13 protein-coding genes are annotated in these 18,134 nt (G+C 59.9%); 2 read left to right on the top strand and 11 right to left on the bottom strand.

Going from position 1 to position 18,134, the window contains the following annotated elements:
• Positions 1-944 precede the first annotated feature (944 nt).
• The gene (locus ABJK70_RS08320) at positions 945-2,165 is read right to left on the bottom strand and encodes a PilT/PilU family type 4a pilus ATPase (protein ID WP_077728181.1); all 1,221 of its coding nucleotides are present in this window, start codon (positions 2,163-2,165) and stop codon (positions 945-947) included.
• A gap of 515 nt (positions 2,166-2,680) precedes the next feature.
• Between ABJK70_RS08320 and ABJK70_RS08315 the strand changes: the two genes are divergently transcribed.
• Entirely contained in the window at positions 2,681-2,917 is a 237-nt protein-coding gene (locus ABJK70_RS08315; protein ID WP_347257754.1) for a hypothetical protein, read from the top strand.
• A 47-nt stretch (positions 2,918-2,964) separates the two neighbouring features.
• On the opposite strand, the gene ABJK70_RS08310 is transcribed toward ABJK70_RS08315, so the two are convergent.
• The 10 genes from ABJK70_RS08310 to ABJK70_RS08265 all read right to left on the bottom strand — a co-directional run bounded on the left by ABJK70_RS08310 (position 2,965) and on the right by ABJK70_RS08265 (position 16,970).
• A complete protein-coding gene (locus ABJK70_RS08310) occupies positions 2,965-7,146 on the bottom strand; it encodes a chemotaxis protein CheB (RefSeq protein ID WP_347257753.1) in 4,182 nt (1,393 codons plus the stop codon).
• An 11-nt stretch (positions 7,147-7,157) separates the two neighbouring features.
• Positions 7,158-8,972 (bottom strand): BatD family protein, encoded by a 1,815-nt coding sequence (locus tag ABJK70_RS08305; RefSeq protein ID WP_347257752.1) that lies wholly within the window; start codon positions 8,970-8,972, stop codon positions 7,158-7,160.
• Positions 8,969-10,846, bottom strand: a complete 1,878-nt coding sequence (locus ABJK70_RS08300) for a VWA domain-containing protein (protein WP_347257751.1) — start codon at positions 10,844-10,846, stop codon at positions 8,969-8,971. Before ABJK70_RS08300 ends, ABJK70_RS08305 begins: the two co-directional genes overlap by 4 nt.
• Before the next feature lie 62 nt (positions 10,847-10,908).
• A complete protein-coding gene (locus ABJK70_RS08295; RefSeq protein WP_347257750.1) occupies positions 10,909-11,889 on the bottom strand; it encodes a VWA domain-containing protein in 981 nt (326 codons plus the stop codon).
• Complete coding sequence (locus tag ABJK70_RS08290; protein ID WP_347257749.1) at positions 11,886-12,395, bottom strand: DUF4381 domain-containing protein; 510 nt, start codon at positions 12,393-12,395, stop codon at positions 11,886-11,888. The genes ABJK70_RS08295 and ABJK70_RS08290 overlap by 4 nt, the downstream gene beginning before the upstream one ends.
• A gap of 2 nt (positions 12,396-12,397) precedes the next feature.
• Entirely contained in the window at positions 12,398-13,348 is a 951-nt protein-coding gene (locus ABJK70_RS08285) for a DUF58 domain-containing protein (RefSeq protein WP_347257748.1), read from the bottom strand.
• Between the two features lie 12 nt (positions 13,349-13,360).
• A complete protein-coding gene (gene hemW / locus ABJK70_RS08280; RefSeq protein WP_347257747.1) occupies positions 13,361-14,509 on the bottom strand; it encodes a radical SAM family heme chaperone HemW in 1,149 nt (382 codons plus the stop codon).
• A gap of 90 nt (positions 14,510-14,599) precedes the next feature.
• Positions 14,600-14,935 (bottom strand): hypothetical protein, encoded by a 336-nt coding sequence (locus ABJK70_RS08275; RefSeq protein ID WP_077728171.1) that lies wholly within the window; start codon positions 14,933-14,935, stop codon positions 14,600-14,602.
• A 91-nt stretch (positions 14,936-15,026) separates the two neighbouring features.
• Entirely contained in the window at positions 15,027-15,551 is a 525-nt protein-coding gene (locus ABJK70_RS08270) for a gluconokinase (protein ID WP_086134411.1), read from the bottom strand.
• A gap of 75 nt (positions 15,552-15,626) precedes the next feature.
• Positions 15,627-16,970 carry a DUF2254 domain-containing protein gene (locus tag ABJK70_RS08265; RefSeq protein WP_077728169.1) on the bottom strand — a complete coding sequence of 448 codons (1,344 nt, stop codon included), beginning with the start codon at positions 16,968-16,970 and terminating at the stop codon, positions 15,627-15,629.
• 279 nt (positions 16,971-17,249) lie between these two features.
• On the opposite strand from ABJK70_RS08265, the gene ABJK70_RS08260 reads away from it, so the two are divergent.
• On the top strand, positions 17,250-17,987 hold the full coding sequence (locus ABJK70_RS08260) for a tetratricopeptide repeat protein (protein ID WP_077728168.1): 738 nt from the start codon (positions 17,250-17,252) through the stop codon (positions 17,985-17,987).
• Positions 17,988-18,134: the final 147 nt, after the last annotated feature.

Genomic DNA, 18,134 nt, shown 5'->3' with positions numbered 1-18,134 from the left:
GGTGACATCTTTTCCCATAAGGCGTCGGGAATCCGCCAGCCATCGTCTTCGGTAATGAGTCCCATGGGTCTTCTCCTCGGTTACCGGTTAAAGACGCTTATTATCGCCTATTGGGATAGGCTCTTAAACCAGTACCGCCGTTGATAGGGAGGGTTAAGTGGTCCGTTGGGAAGATAAAGGCCAGGCTCATCAAACCCAAGTGCTGTGTTGATGTTTTTGATCGTTTCGGCGACCTCCTGACGTCGGCAATGCTGGTTGTGAAGAAGCTTGACGGATAGTGCTGCAAGGACGACGTCAATGACTGCAAGTGCAATGCGAATAGTACATGAAGGAACGGGGTTGGCTGATAACCAGCTTGCTAAGACCAACTGTAGAGTGAAGAAGCCGACGAAAATTTTGAAATCAAACTGGGTCAACGAGCGAAGAAGGCTAACCTGGTCTTCGTAACGAAGTTTTAGTGCGTCAAACTCATGTCCTTCGTAAGCCCTCATCATAGTATGTGCCCCCCCACTGTAATAAGACGTCCAACGTAAATTAAACACCCCAAAAGGCGCAAAACTTTACGCCGTGAAGGTGTATGAAAAACCGCGATCCTAAAGCCGATGCGCTGTTCGAGATAATCAAAGCCATTTTTGCATCCTAAATTCCAAATCAACTGCGCCTTCGGTGTCAGGATGGGAGGCTATGCCCGAGGCCGTTACCCCAGAAAGGCCAGGTTCCGGATTTAGGGCATACAGAGAACCAAGGCGCCGCGATAGTGGATTGATATTGCGATGCCCGTCAAGTCAGAGAAGGCTTACAAGTCGGGCTGGTAAATAATCGGATACGAAGCATGGAAAGCAGCGCCGCCGATCTCCGCGCTACCGTCGGCGGCGAGGAGATGCATCGGGCGGCGAGAAGTGTCCTGGCCTGAAAGCTCTTCCAGGATTCGCGATCAGGAAGACTCAATGGGACTCCTCGGTCTTCTCGCTCTCATCGCCGACGGGCTCCAGGCTCAGATTCATCGTGCCGAATGGCGACTCGCCGGTTTGAGCGCTCTCGGTTTTTTCGCTGCTCTGATCTTGAGGAGACTCCGTATTTTCCGGCGATGTGTCCTTGGGAGCACGCTGCTGGCCCAGGCTGATTTTCAATCTGACGTTGTTGGCCGAGTCCGCATTGCGGATGGCTTCTTCGGCGGTAATCCGGCCGGCCTGGTACAGCTTCACCAAATGGCTGTCGAAAGTTTGCATGCCCAAACCTTCGGATTTCTCCATGACTTCCTTGATCGCGTGGACTTCGCCCTTCCGGATCAAATCGCAGACCAGGGGCGTTCCGAGCAGAATCTCGATGGCGGCGGCTCGCTTGCCGTCCACCGTCGGCACCAGGCGCTGCGAGACGAAAGCCCTCAGGTTGAGGGACAAATCCAATAACAGCTGATTCCGCCGTTCTTCGGGGAAGAAATTGATGATTCGGTCGAGCGCCTGATTCGAGTTGTTGGCGTGCAGGGTCGACAGGCACAGGTGGCCGGTTTCCGCGAAATTGATGGCGTACTCCATCGTGTCCTGGGAACGGATTTCGCCGATCAGGATGACGTCGGGCGCCTGCCGGAGCGTGTTCTTGAGGGCGTCTTCGTAAGTCTGGGTATCGACGCCGACCTCCCGCTGATTCACCAGGCACTTTTTATGGGGGTGCATGAATTCGATCGGGTCTTCGATGGTGATGATGTGCCCGGCGGAGTTGCTGTTGCGATAGTCGATCAGTGCCGCCAGCGAGGTCGATTTGCCGGAACCGGTGGCGCCGACGAACAGAATCAGTCCCCGTTTTTCCATGATGACGTTTTTGAGGACTTCCGGCAGACCCAGATCATCGACCTTGGGAATGTTGACCTTGATATTCCGCACCACCATCGCATGCGCATTGCGCTGTTTGAAGATGTTCACGCGAAAACGCCCCACGCCTTCCTCGCTGATGGCGAGATTCATTTCCGGACGCCGCTCGAAATCCCGCCGCTGGCCTTCATCCATGACCGAATAGGCGGTCTCTTTGATCATGTCGTCGGTCAGTTCAATGGTATCGACAGGCGTCAGCTTCCCCTGAAATTTGGCTGCGGGGGGAGCGCCAGCGGTGAGATAAAGATCCGAGCCGTCCTTGTAGACCAGGAGCTTGAGGTAATTCTTGAACTTCATAGGCATTCTTCCTCGGCTGAAAGGGTAGTTTGATAACGACCGCGGATTTGCGTCCCGCATCATCGAAACGCTGTCGTTACGCCGAGAACCTCGTTTCATGTATCGCAGTCCGGCGCCGACACTCCAGTGATCCAAGTATAGATACCGAATCCTGCCCGACCGTGAACTGAGCCGCACAAATCAAGCGGCTTCGCGCCTTGTTTCAAAAATCAATTCGTAACCGGAATACGGGGGTTGACACCGAAATGAGAACGATTATCATTTGTGGCGTGTTCATTAGTTTCGGGAGTCGTGCCGTGAACTCCGTCGACCGTACGGTTTTTCAATCAGTCCGCCGACGGCATGCGGCTGCAAAGTCCGCCATCACGCTGGTCGCACTACTCGAGAACGGAAATCGGCACGCCGAGGAATTTCACTGTCTGGATCTGCCTTCGAAAGATTTTTCCAGACGCCTGTTGCTGTCGGCCGGCTTGAATACGGGTCGGCACATTTGTTGAAACGCCGGGGAGAGATACATGATCGTCGAAAGCCGCGCATGCGCCGATGCGGCGCCATCACCCGATTTGCTGGAGGAGAGTTTGCGTTTTCTGCTGATGCGGTATGCGAGACATCCGTCGCCATCGACAGCCGGGCATATCGCCGCCTGCTTGGACGGACTGCTCACTCATCCCGAGTTTAAAGCGGCTCCGGACGACCGCTGCACGTATCGTCGGATGCGGTGCTATTGGCGGTTGGTCGAGCGCCTGGGTTGAGACAGGCGATACCCTTTTGGCGGACTGTAACGAACGGTGTTATCGGCTTAGATAGGACCGATTTCGGGGGTCCGAGATTTTTCCGCTACGGTGGCCAATAAGCCGGCCAGCGCATCGGGATCTACGGGTTTGACCAAGTGGCAGTCCAGGCCGGCTTCCTCCGAGGCGCGGCGATCGTCTTCCGTGCCATAGCCGCTGATTGCTACCAAGAGCGCCTTTTCCATGCCGGGCAAGCTCCTAAGACGCCTGGCCAGTTCATAGCCGTCCATTCCGGGCAATCCGATGTCCAGTAACGCGACCTCGGGTTTGAAGTTTGCCGCGATATTCAGCGCCATGGGCCCGTCGTAGGCGACCTCGACCGTATGTCCGGAGGCGCTGACGATCAGCGCGGTACTCTCGGCGGCGTCGTGGTTGTCGTCGACGATAAGAACCCTGCGCGGCACCAATACCATTTCGGATTGCAGCGCGGTGATGTCTTGGGGGCTTTCGTCGATTCCCTGCCATAACGGCAGATACACCAAAAATTCACTGCCGAGGCCGAGTCCGGCGCTTTTGGCTTCCACCCGGCCGCGGTGCAGTTCGACCAGCCGGCGCACCAGCGTGAGCCCGATTCCGAGCCCTCCCTCCATGCGGTCCAAACCTCTCTCCGCCTGCACGAAAAGGTCGAAGATATGCGGCAGTGCCTCGGGGCCGATGCCTCTGCCGTCGTCGCGGACCCGCAGCACGGCTTCATCGTTGACGATATGGAGGCTGACCTCGATGTGGCCGCCCGGCGGAGTGTATTTTGCGGCGTTGGCGAGCAGGTTTTCGACGACCTGCTCCATGCGGGTGGGGTCCACTTTGACGAACAACGGACGCCCCGGCAGATCCAGGGCGAGCTTGTGCTGGCGCGAGTCGAGCTGATATCTGACGATTTCCAGAACATGAACGATCAGAGGCACGAGATCGATCGTTTCTTCGCGCAGCTCGATTTGGCCGCGGGTGATGCGCGCCACGTCGAGCAGATCGTCCACGATGCGGGTGAGCTTGGTGAGCTGCCGGTCCATCATCGCGTGGATCTGCTTGACGGGAGTCTTGTCGGGGTTGGCCCTCTGCAGGATGTGAAGCCCGTTACGGACCGGCGCGAGAGGATTGCGCAGTTCGTGGGCGAGCATGGCCAAGAATTCGTCCTTTTGCCTATGGGCTTCGCGCAAGGACTCCTCGATATCCTTGCGCTCGGTGATGTCGCGATTGGTCTCGAGCACGAGCGGCGGCTTGTTGCGCTGGACCACGACGGTGTTGCGGCTGTCGACGATGATGCGTTTTCCGGTGCGGGTGGTATGGACCACTTCGCCGACCCATTGCCGGTCCCGGGCGAGTATGCGTTCGAATTCCTCGGAGCTGATGCCGCGTTCGGTTTTCAGCAAGGTGTGGCTGATTTTCCCTATCGCCTCGGAACGCTTGTAGCCGTACAGTTCCTCCGCGCCCCGGTTCCAATACCGGACGGTGCCGCCGAGTTCCCACATCAGGACGGCTTCGTGGGCCTGGTCCAAGATTTCGCTCCGCTGCCTCAGGGCCGCTTCGATACTGCGACGCTCGGTGACATCCTGAATCGTCAGTAGGATCAGATCGTTCAGATGATCCTCTCCGAGCAGTTTGTAGGCGCTCAGGTTCAGGATGCGTTCGCCGATTTCGGGATGCGCCTGGATGATCTCATAATCCTCCAGGGTTCTCCCGCCCTGCGACACGATCTGGAGCGACTCTTTGATCTCCCGCCTATCCCACAGCCCGTTGCCGGTGTCGTAGAGGCAATTGTTCTGGATGGCCTCCGGTTTGGTCCGGAACATTTCGAAATAGGCCCGATTGGCGCGTTTTACCCGGAGATCCCGATCGAGCACCACCAAGGCGTCGCGCATGGTTCCCAGAATGGCCTCGTTGAATTCCTGCGCGTTCTTCAAGGTGAGATTGACCTGGCTCAACTCGTGATTGCGGACCCTCAGCTCTTCATTCGCCGTGGCGAGTTCCTCGTTGGCCGACTGCAATTCCTCCTTGGCGGTTTCGAGCTCTTCGTTCGTGCTCTGGAACTCCTGGTGAGCGGACAAGAGTTCTTCTTCCAGCGACCTCAGTTTTTCCTGGCCGGCTTTGTGGGCCTCGATAACGGATTGCAGATGGCGTTGCGTGGCATCGAGTTCTCGTCTCAACTCCGAGAATTGGAACTGCCCTCCAGCTTGCGCGGACTTGAAAAGCAGGCCCACTTGTCGCGTCAGAACGGAGGAAATTCGCCGAAGCCAATCGGCCGGGGCATGGATTGGAAGCCGGGACGGCGAATTTTCGAAAAGAATCAGGAAGAATTGCGCGGTGCCCTCGGCGTCGTTGAGCGGCAGGACCTCGAATTGAACATACCGTTCTTTCCCGTCGGTGCGGATGCGGATGTTTTCCCGTCGGACGGATTGTCCGGTCGACCGCGTCTCCTGAACGGCCTCCGACAGTTCGATGAAGAGATAGGTTTGGGTCAGGCTTTTTAGGTTCAGGCTTGCCGAACCCTGTTGATGCTCGAGAAACTGTCCGGTATGGCCGCGAAACTGGAGAACGTTCAGATCGTCATCGATCAGCACGCCGGCCGGCGCGTAACGTGCGAGCAGGATGTTGTCGGCCTGTCGCTGAACCAATCCGGGGTTTTGCAGTGGCGCAGCCGTTTCTGTCAGCGTTTTTTCAGGCTGAAGTGTCCTTTGTTCCTTCCCGCCGAAGTTCAGCAACATTCGGCCGGGAACGTTCTTCCTCACGTAGATGCTCCAATTTTTGTTTAAAGGTTCGAAGAGATGCGAACCTTGGGGACCGATATTTTCGGATGGCCCGAGCGCGAGAAATTTACCCGGATTGAGCGCGTAATGAAAGGTCGACATGACATGTCTCTGCAGTTCCGGATCCAGGTAGATGAGGAGATTGCAGCAACTGATCAGATCGAGCTTGGAAAAGGGGGGATCTTGCGCCACGTTATGTTCGGCGAAGACGCACGATTCCCGGATCGCCGGAATGACTTGATAATGAGCGTCGGCTCGGATGAAGAAGCGTCTGAGCCGCTTTTCCGAGATATGAAGCCTGATGTTTTCGGGATAGCGGCCGGCCCGTGCCAGGCTGATGGCCTGCGAGTTGATGTCGCTGCCGAAAATCTGTATCGGGATACTGACCTTCTTCTCGTCCAGAAACTCGATGAGCGCCATGGCGATGGAATAAGCCTCCTCGCCGGTCGCGCAACCGGGCACCCAAATACGAATCGGATCGTTCGGAGACCGGCCTTGCAGCAGCCGCGGAAAGACTTCTCTCGTCAATCCACGGAATGTCTCCGGGTCCCGAAAGAACGCGGTAACGCGGATCAGGAAATCCTGGCACAGCGCCTCGACTTCGGTCGGTTGATTCTGCAACAGGGCGAGATAATCGGAGAGGCTATGGATCTTGTTAAGCGCCATTCGGCGCATGAGCCGCCGTAAGATGGTCTTGCGTTTGTACTGGCTGAAATCGAGCCCGCAAGTGACGAGAACGACACGGAATATCTGCTTCAGATCCTGTTGCCGGATGGCCAGGGTCTCCAGATCGCCGGCGGCGGTCCCGGCTCGCTGGCCGAGGTTTGTGAGCTCCCGTGCGATCTCCTTGGGCGGCAATACGTAGTCGACGCATCCCATGCTGATGGCGCTGCGCGGCATCCCGTCGAATCTGGCCGAGGACGGATCTTCCGCAAACGCGATTCCGCCGCCGGTCTTGATCGCCTTGAGCCCCTTCGCTCCATCCGACCCGGTCCCCGACAGCACGATTCCGATTGCCTTTTTCCCCAGCTCGCGAGCCAGGGAAAGAAACAGATAATCGGCCGGCAGATGAGGCGACGGACGTCCGTGCCGGCGCTGAAGGTTCAGGCAACCGACCGAAACGCTTATATCCGCATCCGGAGGAATGACATAAATATGATCCGCCTGTATCGCCATCCCCTCGCGCGCTTCGATAACCGGCAATCTGGCGGTATTGGCCAGGATTTCCGCCAGCTTGCTGTCATGATCGGGCGATAAATGCTGGGCGATCAGGAAGGCGAAGCCGATGCCGGGCTCGATGGCTTGGAAAAGATCCAGCAGCGAGTTCAGACCTCCCGCCGAAGCGCCTATACCCACCATGGCCGGAATAGTCTCGGGCGATCTCAAGCAGCCACCGTCCGGTCTTGTCGTGTCGTGTCGTTTCTGGCGTTCATCCGTCGTATAGCGCACTCACTCACGGCCTAGAGCTTGTACAACGGCTCCAGATCCGCGGCTACGGACGGTTTGCCCGCCTTGGACGAGATCATCGGGTCGGATCGAAAAGCCGCCCAAAGGGCCTGCCCTTGCCAACCGGGTTCCGGGTGTCGGTAAAGTGTGCGGTTCAGCCGCTCGATTTCACGACCCAATTCGCCTTTGCAACGCCGCTCCAGGTCCTCCAAACCCATAACGCGAGCCGAAGGCCAACGCTGTCTCGCCCAATCCAAGAGAGCCTGCCGCGCCGCGGCGGGGTCGTTCTTCCGGCAGGCTATTCTCAAGGCGTTTGCGGCCGAGCGCTCGGACCGACCGTCGTCGTATGACTGCGGGACCGGCGTCTTCCGGGGCCTGCCGCTGAGCCACCAGGCCGCGGCGGTTCCAATCCAGCCCAGCCCGAATAACAGAGCCAGCCAAAACCAGAGCCCGCTTGCAGGAACTGCAGGTAGCGCCTCGCTCGGCAGCGAAGATTCCGGTCGTGCCGGAGCGGCGGACGATCCCGAACGTGTCGTGGGCAAAGGGGGTGGGGTGGATTCCGGCGATTGGGCTCCCGGCAGCACGGTCAGGGTGCGCTCGGGAACCCGCGCGGCCTCCATCCGCTCGGTCTTGGTGTTCCACCAGGGGATTTCGATCGGCGGAATCCGGTAGGTTCCGGAACGCGCGGGAATCAGGGCGATTTTTTCCTGCCGGACGCTGGCCAGTCCGGTCGTCAGTTTTTCCTCGTTCAGCAGCGGTTGATCCGGGTAACGCTTGATGTCCGCCGGGGATCGTCGAGAGGCTTGCGGCTCCAACTCGGGCAACAGGCCGACCGTCGTTCCATCGGCCCGCACGGTGATGGTCCGGGTGATCGGTTCGCCAACCGTGGTTTGAGGGGCATTCTGCGACCAGGAATCGTCGATTTCCAGGTGTTCCGCCGGCAGCCAGTGTTTGCCGGAAAAAGCCGCCGGAATCGGCCGGACGTCCAATCTCACCGAATCCGAATGCGCGCGCAAAATGTGAGTCGAGTGATTGAAAAACTGATTGAAGAGGGATCGCCCGCCGGCCGCGCTTCGGGCTTCGAGCGTCAACGGTTCCAAAAGGAGAGTCCCGCTCTTCTGCGGAAAAATCGCATACTTACGTTCAATTGCCGTGTACTGGAGGCCGCTGCGATGGGTGGTATAGCGCCGGTCGTCGCCCAGCCTTTGAATCAAGGCATCCTCGGCCGAAGGCTCGCTGAGATTTGCAGCGCTGAAATGGACGCGGCTCAACACTCGAACCGTGTAGATCACCTGGGCCTGGACATAGGGATTCTTCGGTTCGGCCTCGACTTCCAGGAAAAAATCCTCGCCGTTGCCACCCGCCAATGGCGGGGGCGATCCGGCGACCTGGAGAGTCAAGGGTTGGGATCGGTCGGTTCCGAAGGCGATGGGCGGGACGGTCAGCGTGCCCGTCCGTTTCGCCATGACCGTGACTTGCCATTCCGTCCGCTTGCTGAAACGGCCGTTGATGAGCGAAATCTGGCTGCTTTGCGATTGACCGAGGACATGGAAATCCTTTTCCAGTGGCGCGAAGTCCGGATCGTCGTCCGGCGTTTTTTCCGCCGAAAAGATGAGCGTGAAGGATTCGCTCACCGGTACCGGGTCGCGGTCGGCGGTCACGCTGATCGCCGCGGCCGAAGCGCTTCCCGCATGGAACAGAAAGATCAAGGGCCATAGGCGAATCAATCGGCGCAGAACGGATAACACCCGATTGGAATCCGGGTTCAACCTTGGGTCAGAGCGATGCGCCCAGAGAAAACACGAATATAAATAAAAGAGTTCGCTCATGGTCTAGGCTCCGCGCCTTGAGTCCTTTGTCGTTGACGGTACTGGTAATAAAACTTGCGTTTTAGAAGGCCGCCGGGATCGTCCGGGATACGCCGCAGCCATTGCTCCTCGGCCTGGCGGGTTTCATCGGTCTTACCCGTTTCCGCTGTCGCCGCAGCGGCCTCCCGCTCACCGCTTTCGTCGGGCCGTCTATCCTGTGCTTGGCCGGCGGTCTGTTGCGGGTCGGACCCGTCGTCGGGCGTTTTTTCGCCATTCTTATCCGGCCGATCTTGCGCCTTGCTTTCCGATCCGGAGGCGGCGTCGGCGCTTTCGGGCGAATTGTTTTCACCGTTCGAGCCATCGTCCCGCGGCTGGGCGTCCTGTTCCTTGCCCGCTTGTTCGTGTGGTTTTTCCTCTTCGTTTTTTCGATCCTGACCGTCCGATGGCCCTTGCGGCGATTGCGAAGACTTGGATTCGGATTCCGAGCCCGAATCCTTCTGACTTTTCTGCTGTTCTTCGTGCTGCTTCTTCTGCTGTTCCAGGGCTTTTTCGACGAGTTCCTTGTTGTAGCGGGCGTCCGCATGGCCAGGATCCAGCTCCAGGGCTTTCTGGTAAGCCTTGATGGCCTCGTTGTAACGTCCCTGCCGGGCCAGGGCGTTGCCGCGATTATAATGGCCGGTCGCCGAATGCGACTCCTCTAAGAGTTTGGCCGCGTCCTCATAGCGTCCGGCCTTGTACTGGGCGGCCGCTTTCCATTCGGAATCTTGAAATTTTTTCGCCGCTTCATCGTAATTCTCGGCTTGAAAGGCTTGCCGAGCCTGTTGGTCGGGCCTTTGCCACAGGTTGTGCCAGTCCAGCGCCTGGGCATCGTTCGGAACCGGGGCTGCCAGAACCAACAGCCAGGCGGCGAGCCATCCGCGCCGGAACGACAAGGCCGCGAGCGGCAGTAGGGCCAGCAGCAGCCAGACACCCTGTTCCTTCCATTGGTCCACGTTCAGGGTCTTTTCGTTCTGCGTATCGGCGGCGGCATGCTGTTCGAAAAATCCCAATAGCGCATCGAGATCGCCCGCAGTGGCGGTGAGATTCCGATAGATGCCGCCCCCGGCTCGGGCCAGCTTCCGCAGCGCGTCGGTATCGAGCCGCGGAACCACGATATTGCCGGTATCGTCCTTCAAGAATCCGCCTTCGGGCATGGGAACCGGCGCGCCCTCCTCGGTGCCGACGCCCAGCACGGAAATGCGATAACCCTCGGTTTTCAGCCGGTGCGCTGCCTCCTCGGCCTCCGCCGCCCGTTCTCCGGCGGTGACCAGCAGGATATCGCCGGACCGCAGGCCGGCTTGCCTCAAGAGCCGCGCAGCGGATTCCAGCGCAAGATCGATGCGAGTTCCCTGTACGGGCATCAGGCCGGAGTTTAGGGCGAAGAGTTGCGCGGCGATGGTGGCCGCATCGTCGGTCAGCGGCGTGACGGTGAACGCATCGCCGGCATAGACGACCAAAGCGGTTTGACCGTCCTTGCGCGTCTTCAGGATATCGGCAATCTTGTAGCGGGCACGCTCCAGACGGGTCGGCTTGAGATCGACCGCCTCCATGGCCGAAGAAAGGTCGAGTACGATGACCACGGCCGCGATATTGCGAAAAGCCGGTGCGGGCAGACGCTCCCAAACCGGCCCCGCCAAAGCCATGATGGCGACGATGCCGCCCAAGGCCGCGGCGAACAGCGGATGGCGGCTCGCTCGGCGGTCCCCGCCGATGAGTACGTGGGGCAGCAGCGCATCATCGCAGATGCCCTTCCAGTCTCCGGTGCTCCGGCGCCGCCGGTACAACCCCCAAAGTATCGCCGCGAGCGGGAGGACGGCCAAAAGCCACCAGGGCCTCAAGAAATGAAACTCGTTCATCGGCAATCGTTGTCGCGATTCATGGATTCAGCGTCGCAGCCCATCATCTCCGGCCCAAGCAGTCATTCCCGCAATTTGCTTACCCCCAGCACAGCCGCCAATAGCAGCGCGGCGGCCAGGGGCCAGTGATAGAGCTCGGTCCTCGGCCGGTAAAAATGCTTTGTCCGTTCCACCGGCTCCAGTTCGTCCAACAGTGCGTAAATATTCTCCAATTCGTTGGTATCCCGCGCCCGGAAGTAGCGACCGCCGGTTTTTTCGGCGATGGCGTTCATGGTTTCCTCATCGAGGTCCTGAGACGGATTGACGCGCCGTGTGCCGAAAAGATCGTTGACGATCATCTGATCGGCCCCGACGCCTATGGTATAGATTTTTAGCTTCTCGCGCGCCGCGACTTCGGCCGCTTGCAGGGGGGAAACCGCGCCGGCGGTGTTGGCCCCGTCGCTGAGCAGTATCAGAACCCGCTGTTCGGCGGGATTGTCCCTAAGGCGCTTGGCGGCGAGGCCGATGGCGTCGCCGATGGCGGTCTTGTCGCCGGCGAGTCCGATGACCGCTTCGTCCAGCAGGATGTGCACCGTGGTGCGGTCGAAGGTCAACGGGGCTTGCAGGTAGGCCTGCTCGCCGAACAGGATCAGCCCGATGCGGTCGCCCACGCGCCGTTCGATGAACTGGCCGGCCACCCATTGGGTTGCGGTGAGGCGATCCACTGCCCGGCCATGGAGGAAGAAGTCCTCGATTTCCATACTGCCGGAAAGATCGACCGCCAGCATCAGATCGCGGCCGCTGACCGCCTGCTCGATAGGCTCGCCGAGCCACTGCGGGCGGGCCGCGGCGCTGACCAGCAACACCCAGCCGGCGACGGCGATCCAAATGGCATGCGGCTTGGTTTTCGTTACGCCCTGGCTTGACGGAAGGCTATCGAATTCCTCGAGAAACGGCGTCCGCAGCGCCGCGCCGCCCGGCTCCGGCGCGGCGGGCAGCCAGCGGCGCATCAGCCAGGGCAAGGGCAAAACCAGAAAAACCCAGATCCAGGCGAATTCGATCATGGTTCGGCGGCGGCCTGCTGAGGCGCGGAATTTTTCCGGGGCGGCACGACGGTTCGAGGCAGGGCCTTAAGCCAGTCGCGGCACAGCGCGATCAGGCGATCCATATCCGCATCGCCCACCGGGCGGTACGGCGCATCCAGCAACGCCCGGCCGACACCCCGAGAAAAGCGGGGCGTTCCGAGCGGCCGGTCCAGCCATTCGAGCCAGCCCTCTCCGGTCAGCCCCGCCACATCTTCTCGAGGGTAGGCGCTCAAACCGGCCCGGCGCAGCAGGATGGACAGTCTTCTCAATTTTTCGGTCATGCCCAGCGTCGAATCCTTTTGCAGCGCGTCCAGCTCCCGCAAGGCGAGCTTCGCCACCGTGACCTGCCGCCAGCGGCGAATAAGCCATATCGCAGTCGCGATCAGCAAAACCGCCGCGACCGATACGATCCACCAGCCGATCGCGGGCGGCCACCAGCTTATCGGGTCCGGCAGATGAATATCGCGTAGCGGCAAGGTTTCCATGATCAGGCGTGGAAAAGCGACGGGCGGCTGCTCTGCTGCAAGACGAAAAAAGGCTCGTCCGTGGTGCGGCAGGCAACGAAGCGTATGCCGTGCCGGCGGGCCAGCTCGCGCAGCCGTTCCTCGCGGACCCGGAACGAATGTTCATAGACGTCGGCGGTCCGCGCATCGGCATTCAGCAAAACATCGCGGCGGCCGTTGCTGAACCGGTGAGGTCCCAGAGGCAGGCGTTGCTCCAACGGATCGAAGATGAACACCAGCACCAGATCGCAGTGGCGGGACAACCGGCTCAGGCTCGCCTCGCCGGCGGCGGTCAGATGCCGGAAATCGCTGAACACGAACACCAGGCTGCCCGGTCGCGCGTGGCGCGGCAGACGAATCAGTGCGTCTTGCAAGGCAGTCTCCGGCGTGCCGTCGCTTCGGGGGGACGCTTGGTCGACCAGCATTTTGAGGAGTCTCAACACCGCACGGTGGCCGTGCTCAGGTTTGAGCTCGATGCTTTCCGCCTCGGAGAAAATCTGTCCGCCGACGCGATCGCCATGCCTTCGGGCGCTCCAGGCGATGAGCGCCGAGAGCCTGGCCGCCATCGCCGATTTGAACATGCCACGGGTTGCGAAGAACATCGCCGATCGGTAGTCCACCGTCAGAAAAACCGGCCTTTCGCGCTCTTCGCGGAAAAGCTTGGTATGCGGCTTGCCGGTGCGCGCCGTGACGCGCCAGTCCAGGTTGCGGACATCGTCGCCCTGGGCGTAGAGCCGCGTTTCGTCGAACTCCATGCCGCGCCCCTTGAAAGCCGAGAGATACTGCCCGCTCTGCAAGGCGCGTACGGTCGGCCGGGCCAGCGTCAATCCCGCCGCGGGCTGGCTGAGCCGGATCAAATCCTCGAGCGTCGGCCGGACCAGCGAGTTGTCGGGCTTCGTCGTAGCCAGCGAGCTTCCGGATGATGGGGTGGGCATGGAGGTAAAGGGTTAATTCAGAAAACGCTGCAACACATTATCCAGGAAATTCCAGCCGGTGTCGGTGCAGCGAATGGCACCGTCGCGCCGTTCGACTAATTCGGCGGCGATGCAGTCGGAAAGTTCCGGTTCCAGGGCAGCCAAGGGTAACCCGGTGTATTTGCCGAACGCCGCTTCGGCGAAACCTTCCCGGAGGCGGAGGTGATTCATCAGAAATTCGAACGGCAGGTCTTCCCTCGGGACCGCGGCCCGCCCGCCCTGCCGATCCGGTCGGCCGGCGAACTCGAGATAATGCTGCGGGTGTTTGATCTTCCAGGTCCGCATTATGGATTGCTCCGCCGCGTTCGTAATCTTGCCGTGAGCGCCCGCGCCGATGCCCAAGTAATCTCCGAAACGCCAATAATTGAGATTGTGCCGGCAGCGGTACCCTTCCCGAGCATAGGCGGATACCTCGTACTGGCGATAGCCATGATCCGCCAAAAGCGCCTGACAGCTTTGCTGCATGGCCCAGATGCGATCGTCCTCCGGCAGGCGTGGCGGGTACTTGTGGAACACGGTGTTGGGTTCCAGGGTGAGCTGATAGAACGAGATATGGGTCGGGTTCAGGCCCACTGCGGTTCGAATGTCCGTCAGCGCCTCGTCCACGGTTTGGTTCGGCAGCCCGAACATCAGGTCCAGATTGAAGTTCTCGAATCCCGCTGAGTGCGCGATTTCGGCGGCGAGCCGCGCCTCTCGGCTATCGTGGATGCGGCCCAGTTTTTTCAGATGCGTGTCATGAAAGCTCTGGATGCCGATCGACAAGCGGTTCACCCCGGCCTCGCGAAAACCCTGGAATTTGGCGATCTCCGCAGTGCCGGGGTTGGCTTCCATGGTGACCTCGGCATCAGCCGCTATGTCGAGCCGTAACCGAATCCCCTCCAAAAGAGCGCGGATCGCGGCCGGACTAAAAAGGCTGGGGGTGCCGCCGCCGATGAATATCGTTTCCACCCGTCGCCCCGCGACGGAAGGCGCTTGTTGTTCGAGATCGCCGAGCAGCGCCTTCGCGTATTCGTGTTCGGGCAGAGTGGTGTCTGCCGCGTGCGAATTGAAGTCGCAATAAGGGCATTTTCTTACGCACCAAGGCACGTGGATGTAAAGGCTGAGCGGGGGTGTCGAAAGCATGGCTTGGGGGTATTTTAACCCGAGATCCGAAGAATAAATGGGCGGGAGGCTGCGTCGGCACCCCGGAATTCGCTGTGCCGACTGCCCGGATCAAGTCCGCAGTGCGTAATAGGCAAGCAGTCCGTAGCAAGTGGCGGCGGTTCCGCCGTGCAGCAGAATCAAGGCCCTAGGCTGAATGCCTTTGGCCCGTTGAAACGAAATGTACAGTCCGGCGGCGATAATGACCAGCGCCAGGCCGATAATCACGTAGAGCCGGGTATCGCCTTTCAGGGCGACCATGATCACCAGAGTCGATCCCAGCAACGCCAAGCCGCCGTGTATCAGGGCGTACAACCGGGAACTGCCCCTTCCCTTGAAGGCGTCGATTCCCATGCCCGCCCCCATGAACGCCACCAAAGTAAAAACCGCAACCGACAACATCAGCATGATCTTCTCCTTGACAACCGGATGTTGGACAAGGTTTCGATTGTAGGGAGGGGACGATTGAACGGCAAGTCGCGCCGGCCGTTCAAATTACTTATTCCGCGGAAAGCCCCGTGAGTCGGTCTTCGAGACGGCGGACGATGGTCTCCACGATCGCTTCCGGCGTTTGCCGAATATCGATCGTGATGGCGTCGGAGGGTTCCTCGAGTGCCGCGAACTGGCTGGGAAGAAGGTCTAGCGGCATGAAGTGCTCCTGCCGGCGCGCGAGTCGTTCGCGGATGAGTTCGAAAGAACCTTTCAGATACACGAAGACCACTTCGCGGTGTCCTCGCGCGAGGCGCTCCCGGTAGGAATGCCGCAGCGCGGAGCAGGCGATGACGGCGGAACGCCCAGTCGCTATGGACGTTTCTATCAGCTCGGCGAGCCGGTCGAGCCAGGGTTCCCGGTCGGCATCCGTCAAAGGCTGGCCTCGCGCCATTTTCTCGATGTTTTGCACGGGATGGAAATCGTCCCCGTCGAAGAACGGCCAACGCAGGCGCTCGGCGAGCCGCTGGCCGATGGTCGATTTTCCGGAGCCCGAGACTCCGAGGAGTACGACGATGGCGATTGGACGGTCCATTATTAAGCTTGACGAAGCACGATGGCCATCGACGGCTCGACGAAACCAGCGGTAAAGGAGTCCACCGTTCTTGCCTCAGTTCGCCTGCGAACCGGAGTCCGGAAGCGTTTGCAGCACTTTCCCATAGCGTTCTTCCAGATCGGCGCGGTCGCTGGCGTCCGGCAGATTGGTCAGCGTGTCCTTATAGATCAAGCGCGCGTGCCGTGCCAGAGCGTTACGATAAGGCTCGGGTAGTTCGGCCTCGGCCAGAACGGCGATCATGTCCAGGAGGCGAATCGCCACGGCCTCGTTCTTCCTGGCGTGCTGGCGCAACTGATTGAACGCTGCATCGAGGATGCCTTCGTAGGTGTAAGGATCGGTCACAACGCAGATGCGCCCGTCTGCACCGCGGCAGAGCGGGGAAGTCAGCTTCCGGCCGGCGAGAAACGACAGCGCCGCTCCCAGCCAATCGATACAGTTGACGGCGGTGAAGGGATCGTTGATGCCGGGCGAAAGAGCGCGGACCGCCACTTCCACCAACTGGTCGACGGCAAACTCGGCATCCTGGATCAACGTGCGCTGAGGTCCTAAAAGAAAGCATTCTCCGATCTCTTCGACGATCGCCTCCGTTACCGCTTCGCGCGGCGAAGCCAAAGCCAGCACATGGCCTTCGATGATGAACTGGCCCGGCCGTTTGAGCAGATGCACGAGCAGATTGTGCCGCTCGGCAATGTCCCGAATCCGCTCCAGTTCGATGGCGTCCAGGTAGCCGTTGCCGGGCGCCGGAATGCCGGAGGCGTGCTCCGCAAAATCGGTCGGCAGTTGCCGCTCCTCGTCCGCGGGATTATTCCGCCCGCCGGGATCGGAAGCTTCCGGAAACAAGTTGCCGAAAGTCTCGATCAAGCGTGCGCCGACATTCTCGACGATGTTCGGCGCCTGTATGAATGTGGCGACCCGGTGGATGAAATAGATCAGCAGCCCGAAACTGAGCACCCCGAGCACCAGAGCGACGCTGACCGAAAGATGGGGAATTTCCGCCCCGTCATCGGTCGAACGGACTCGGGTCAGCACCAGAATGGCGTAGATGAAGGTCGCGATGAACCCGCCGAAAACGATCTGCGTACCCCCTTGCCGCATGAAGTTCGGCAGCAGGCGCGGGCCGAATTGCGACGAGGCGTTGGAGAGCACCAGCATGGCGATGGAAAACACCACCCCCGCCACCGTGATCGCCGAGGACGCCAACGTGGACAAAATCGCTTGAGCCCCCGGTGCGTCCATCACGTAAAGATCGGAGAGAAACGGCAGATATCGCTCGCGGGCCTCCTGATCGACCAGAAACAGCAAGACCGCCAGGATCGCGGCCGTAACCGACATCAAGGCGGGGACGAACCAGTAGCTCGAGCGGAGCGTCTCCCAGAGCTGGACCAGGCGAAGTTTCATGGTTGTTTGGACCGCGCGGGAACGCCCGCGATTCCGTAACGGTCTGGCAAGCGCTTCATCGGATGCATCGATACGTCCCGGTTTCGTTGTATCCCATACATGGTACGATCAGACTTTTGTCCTTGTCTTCATCGCAAGGAGCTCGATAAGCGCCGGATCGACCGCCAATAAACGATCCTTCCGAAGATCGCGCGAACCAAGCGCGCCGTTTCCTGTCCATCGAGTGGACTTGCTCGCCGGGTCCAATTCCTTGCTGAACAACAATAAACGAGACATCTGATGGAAATTGCCGGAATCTTCATGTTGCTCATCCAGATCGGATTCGCCGTTCACGCGATCCGCCACGGCCATCCGATTTTCTGGGTATTTCTAATTATCTTCCTGCCCTTGCTCGGCTGCATTCTTTATTCGGTGATGGTGCTGCTGCCCGAAGTGATCCAAAGCCGCACCGCCCGGCAGGGTTCCAAGGCCCTGCTGAGAACGCTCGATCCACAAAAGGAGCTCCGAAAACGCCGCGAAGCATTGGAGGTCTCGGACACCATAGGCAACCGGAGCGCACTGGCACACGAATATCTCAGGCATGGCATGCTCGACGAAGCCATCGAACTTTACGAGAGCTCCCTCACCGGGATGTACCGCACCGATCCCGACCTCTTGCTTGGCCTGGCCAAGGCGCTGGTGGAAGCGAACAATTTCGGACGGGCGCGGGAAACGCTCGAAATGCTGTTCGGGGCTAATCCGGAATTCGAAAACCAGGAGGCGCATCTGCTTTACGCCCGCTCGCTCGAAGCGCTCGGCGAACTGGATCGGGCCTTGGACGAATACCGGGCACTGGCTAAATATTCCGCAGGCGCCGAAGCCAAATGCCGCCATGCCCTGCTGCTGAAACGCATGGGAAAAACATCGGAGGCGCGGGCGCTGTTCGAGGACATCCTCAAGGACGCAAAGATCGCATCCAGGCACAGCCACCGGTTGAACAAGGAGTGGGTGGATATCGCGAAGCGGGAGGTGGCGTAGGTCAATCCGGTTCGAGGGCTCGAACGATGCGTTTCGTGCCTCAGGTCATAGGATGCGCTTCCTTCGTCAGCACATCCTACGCAAGGTGGTTTGAATTGCCACCGCCGCTTCGTTTCCCTCACCGACCTGAGGCCTAAAGCCTCCGAT

The sequence above is a fragment of the Methylocaldum sp. genome, from assembly GCF_039794385.1.
Lineage (GTDB): Bacteria > Pseudomonadota > Gammaproteobacteria > Methylococcales > Methylococcaceae > Methylocaldum.
Note: the sequence above shows the minus strand (reverse complement) of the source record. Positions and strands in the feature narration are given on the sequence as shown.

Coding starts and splice junctions, on each gene's coding strand:
- ABJK70_RS08320 (WP_077728181.1), bottom strand. CDS start 2,165: ATGAAGTTCAAGAATTACCTCAAGCTCCTGGTCTACAAGGACGGCTCG.
- ABJK70_RS08315 (WP_347257754.1), top strand. CDS start 2,681: ATGATCGTCGAAAGCCGCGCATGCGCCGATGCGGCGCCATCACCCGAT.
- ABJK70_RS08305 (WP_347257752.1), bottom strand. CDS start 8,972: ATGAGCGAACTCTTTTATTTATATTCGTGTTTTCTCTGGGCGCATCGC.
- ABJK70_RS08300 (WP_347257751.1), bottom strand. CDS start 10,846: ATGAACGAGTTTCATTTCTTGAGGCCCTGGTGGCTTTTGGCCGTCCTC.
- ABJK70_RS08295 (WP_347257750.1), bottom strand. CDS start 11,889: ATGATCGAATTCGCCTGGATCTGGGTTTTTCTGGTTTTGCCCTTGCCC.
- ABJK70_RS08290 (WP_347257749.1), bottom strand. CDS start 12,395: ATGGAAACCTTGCCGCTACGCGATATTCATCTGCCGGACCCGATAAGC.
- ABJK70_RS08285 (WP_347257748.1), bottom strand. CDS start 13,348: ATGCCCACCCCATCATCCGGAAGCTCGCTGGCTACGACGAAGCCCGAC.
- hemW (WP_347257747.1), bottom strand. CDS start 14,509: ATGCTTTCGACACCCCCGCTCAGCCTTTACATCCACGTGCCTTGGTGC.
- ABJK70_RS08275 (WP_077728171.1), bottom strand. CDS start 14,935: ATGCTGATGTTGTCGGTTGCGGTTTTTACTTTGGTGGCGTTCATGGGG.
- ABJK70_RS08270 (WP_086134411.1), bottom strand. CDS start 15,551: ATGGACCGTCCAATCGCCATCGTCGTACTCCTCGGAGTCTCGGGCTCC.
- ABJK70_RS08265 (WP_077728169.1), bottom strand. CDS start 16,970: ATGAAACTTCGCCTGGTCCAGCTCTGGGAGACGCTCCGCTCGAGCTAC.
- ABJK70_RS08260 (WP_077728168.1), top strand. CDS start 17,250: ATGGAAATTGCCGGAATCTTCATGTTGCTCATCCAGATCGGATTCGCC.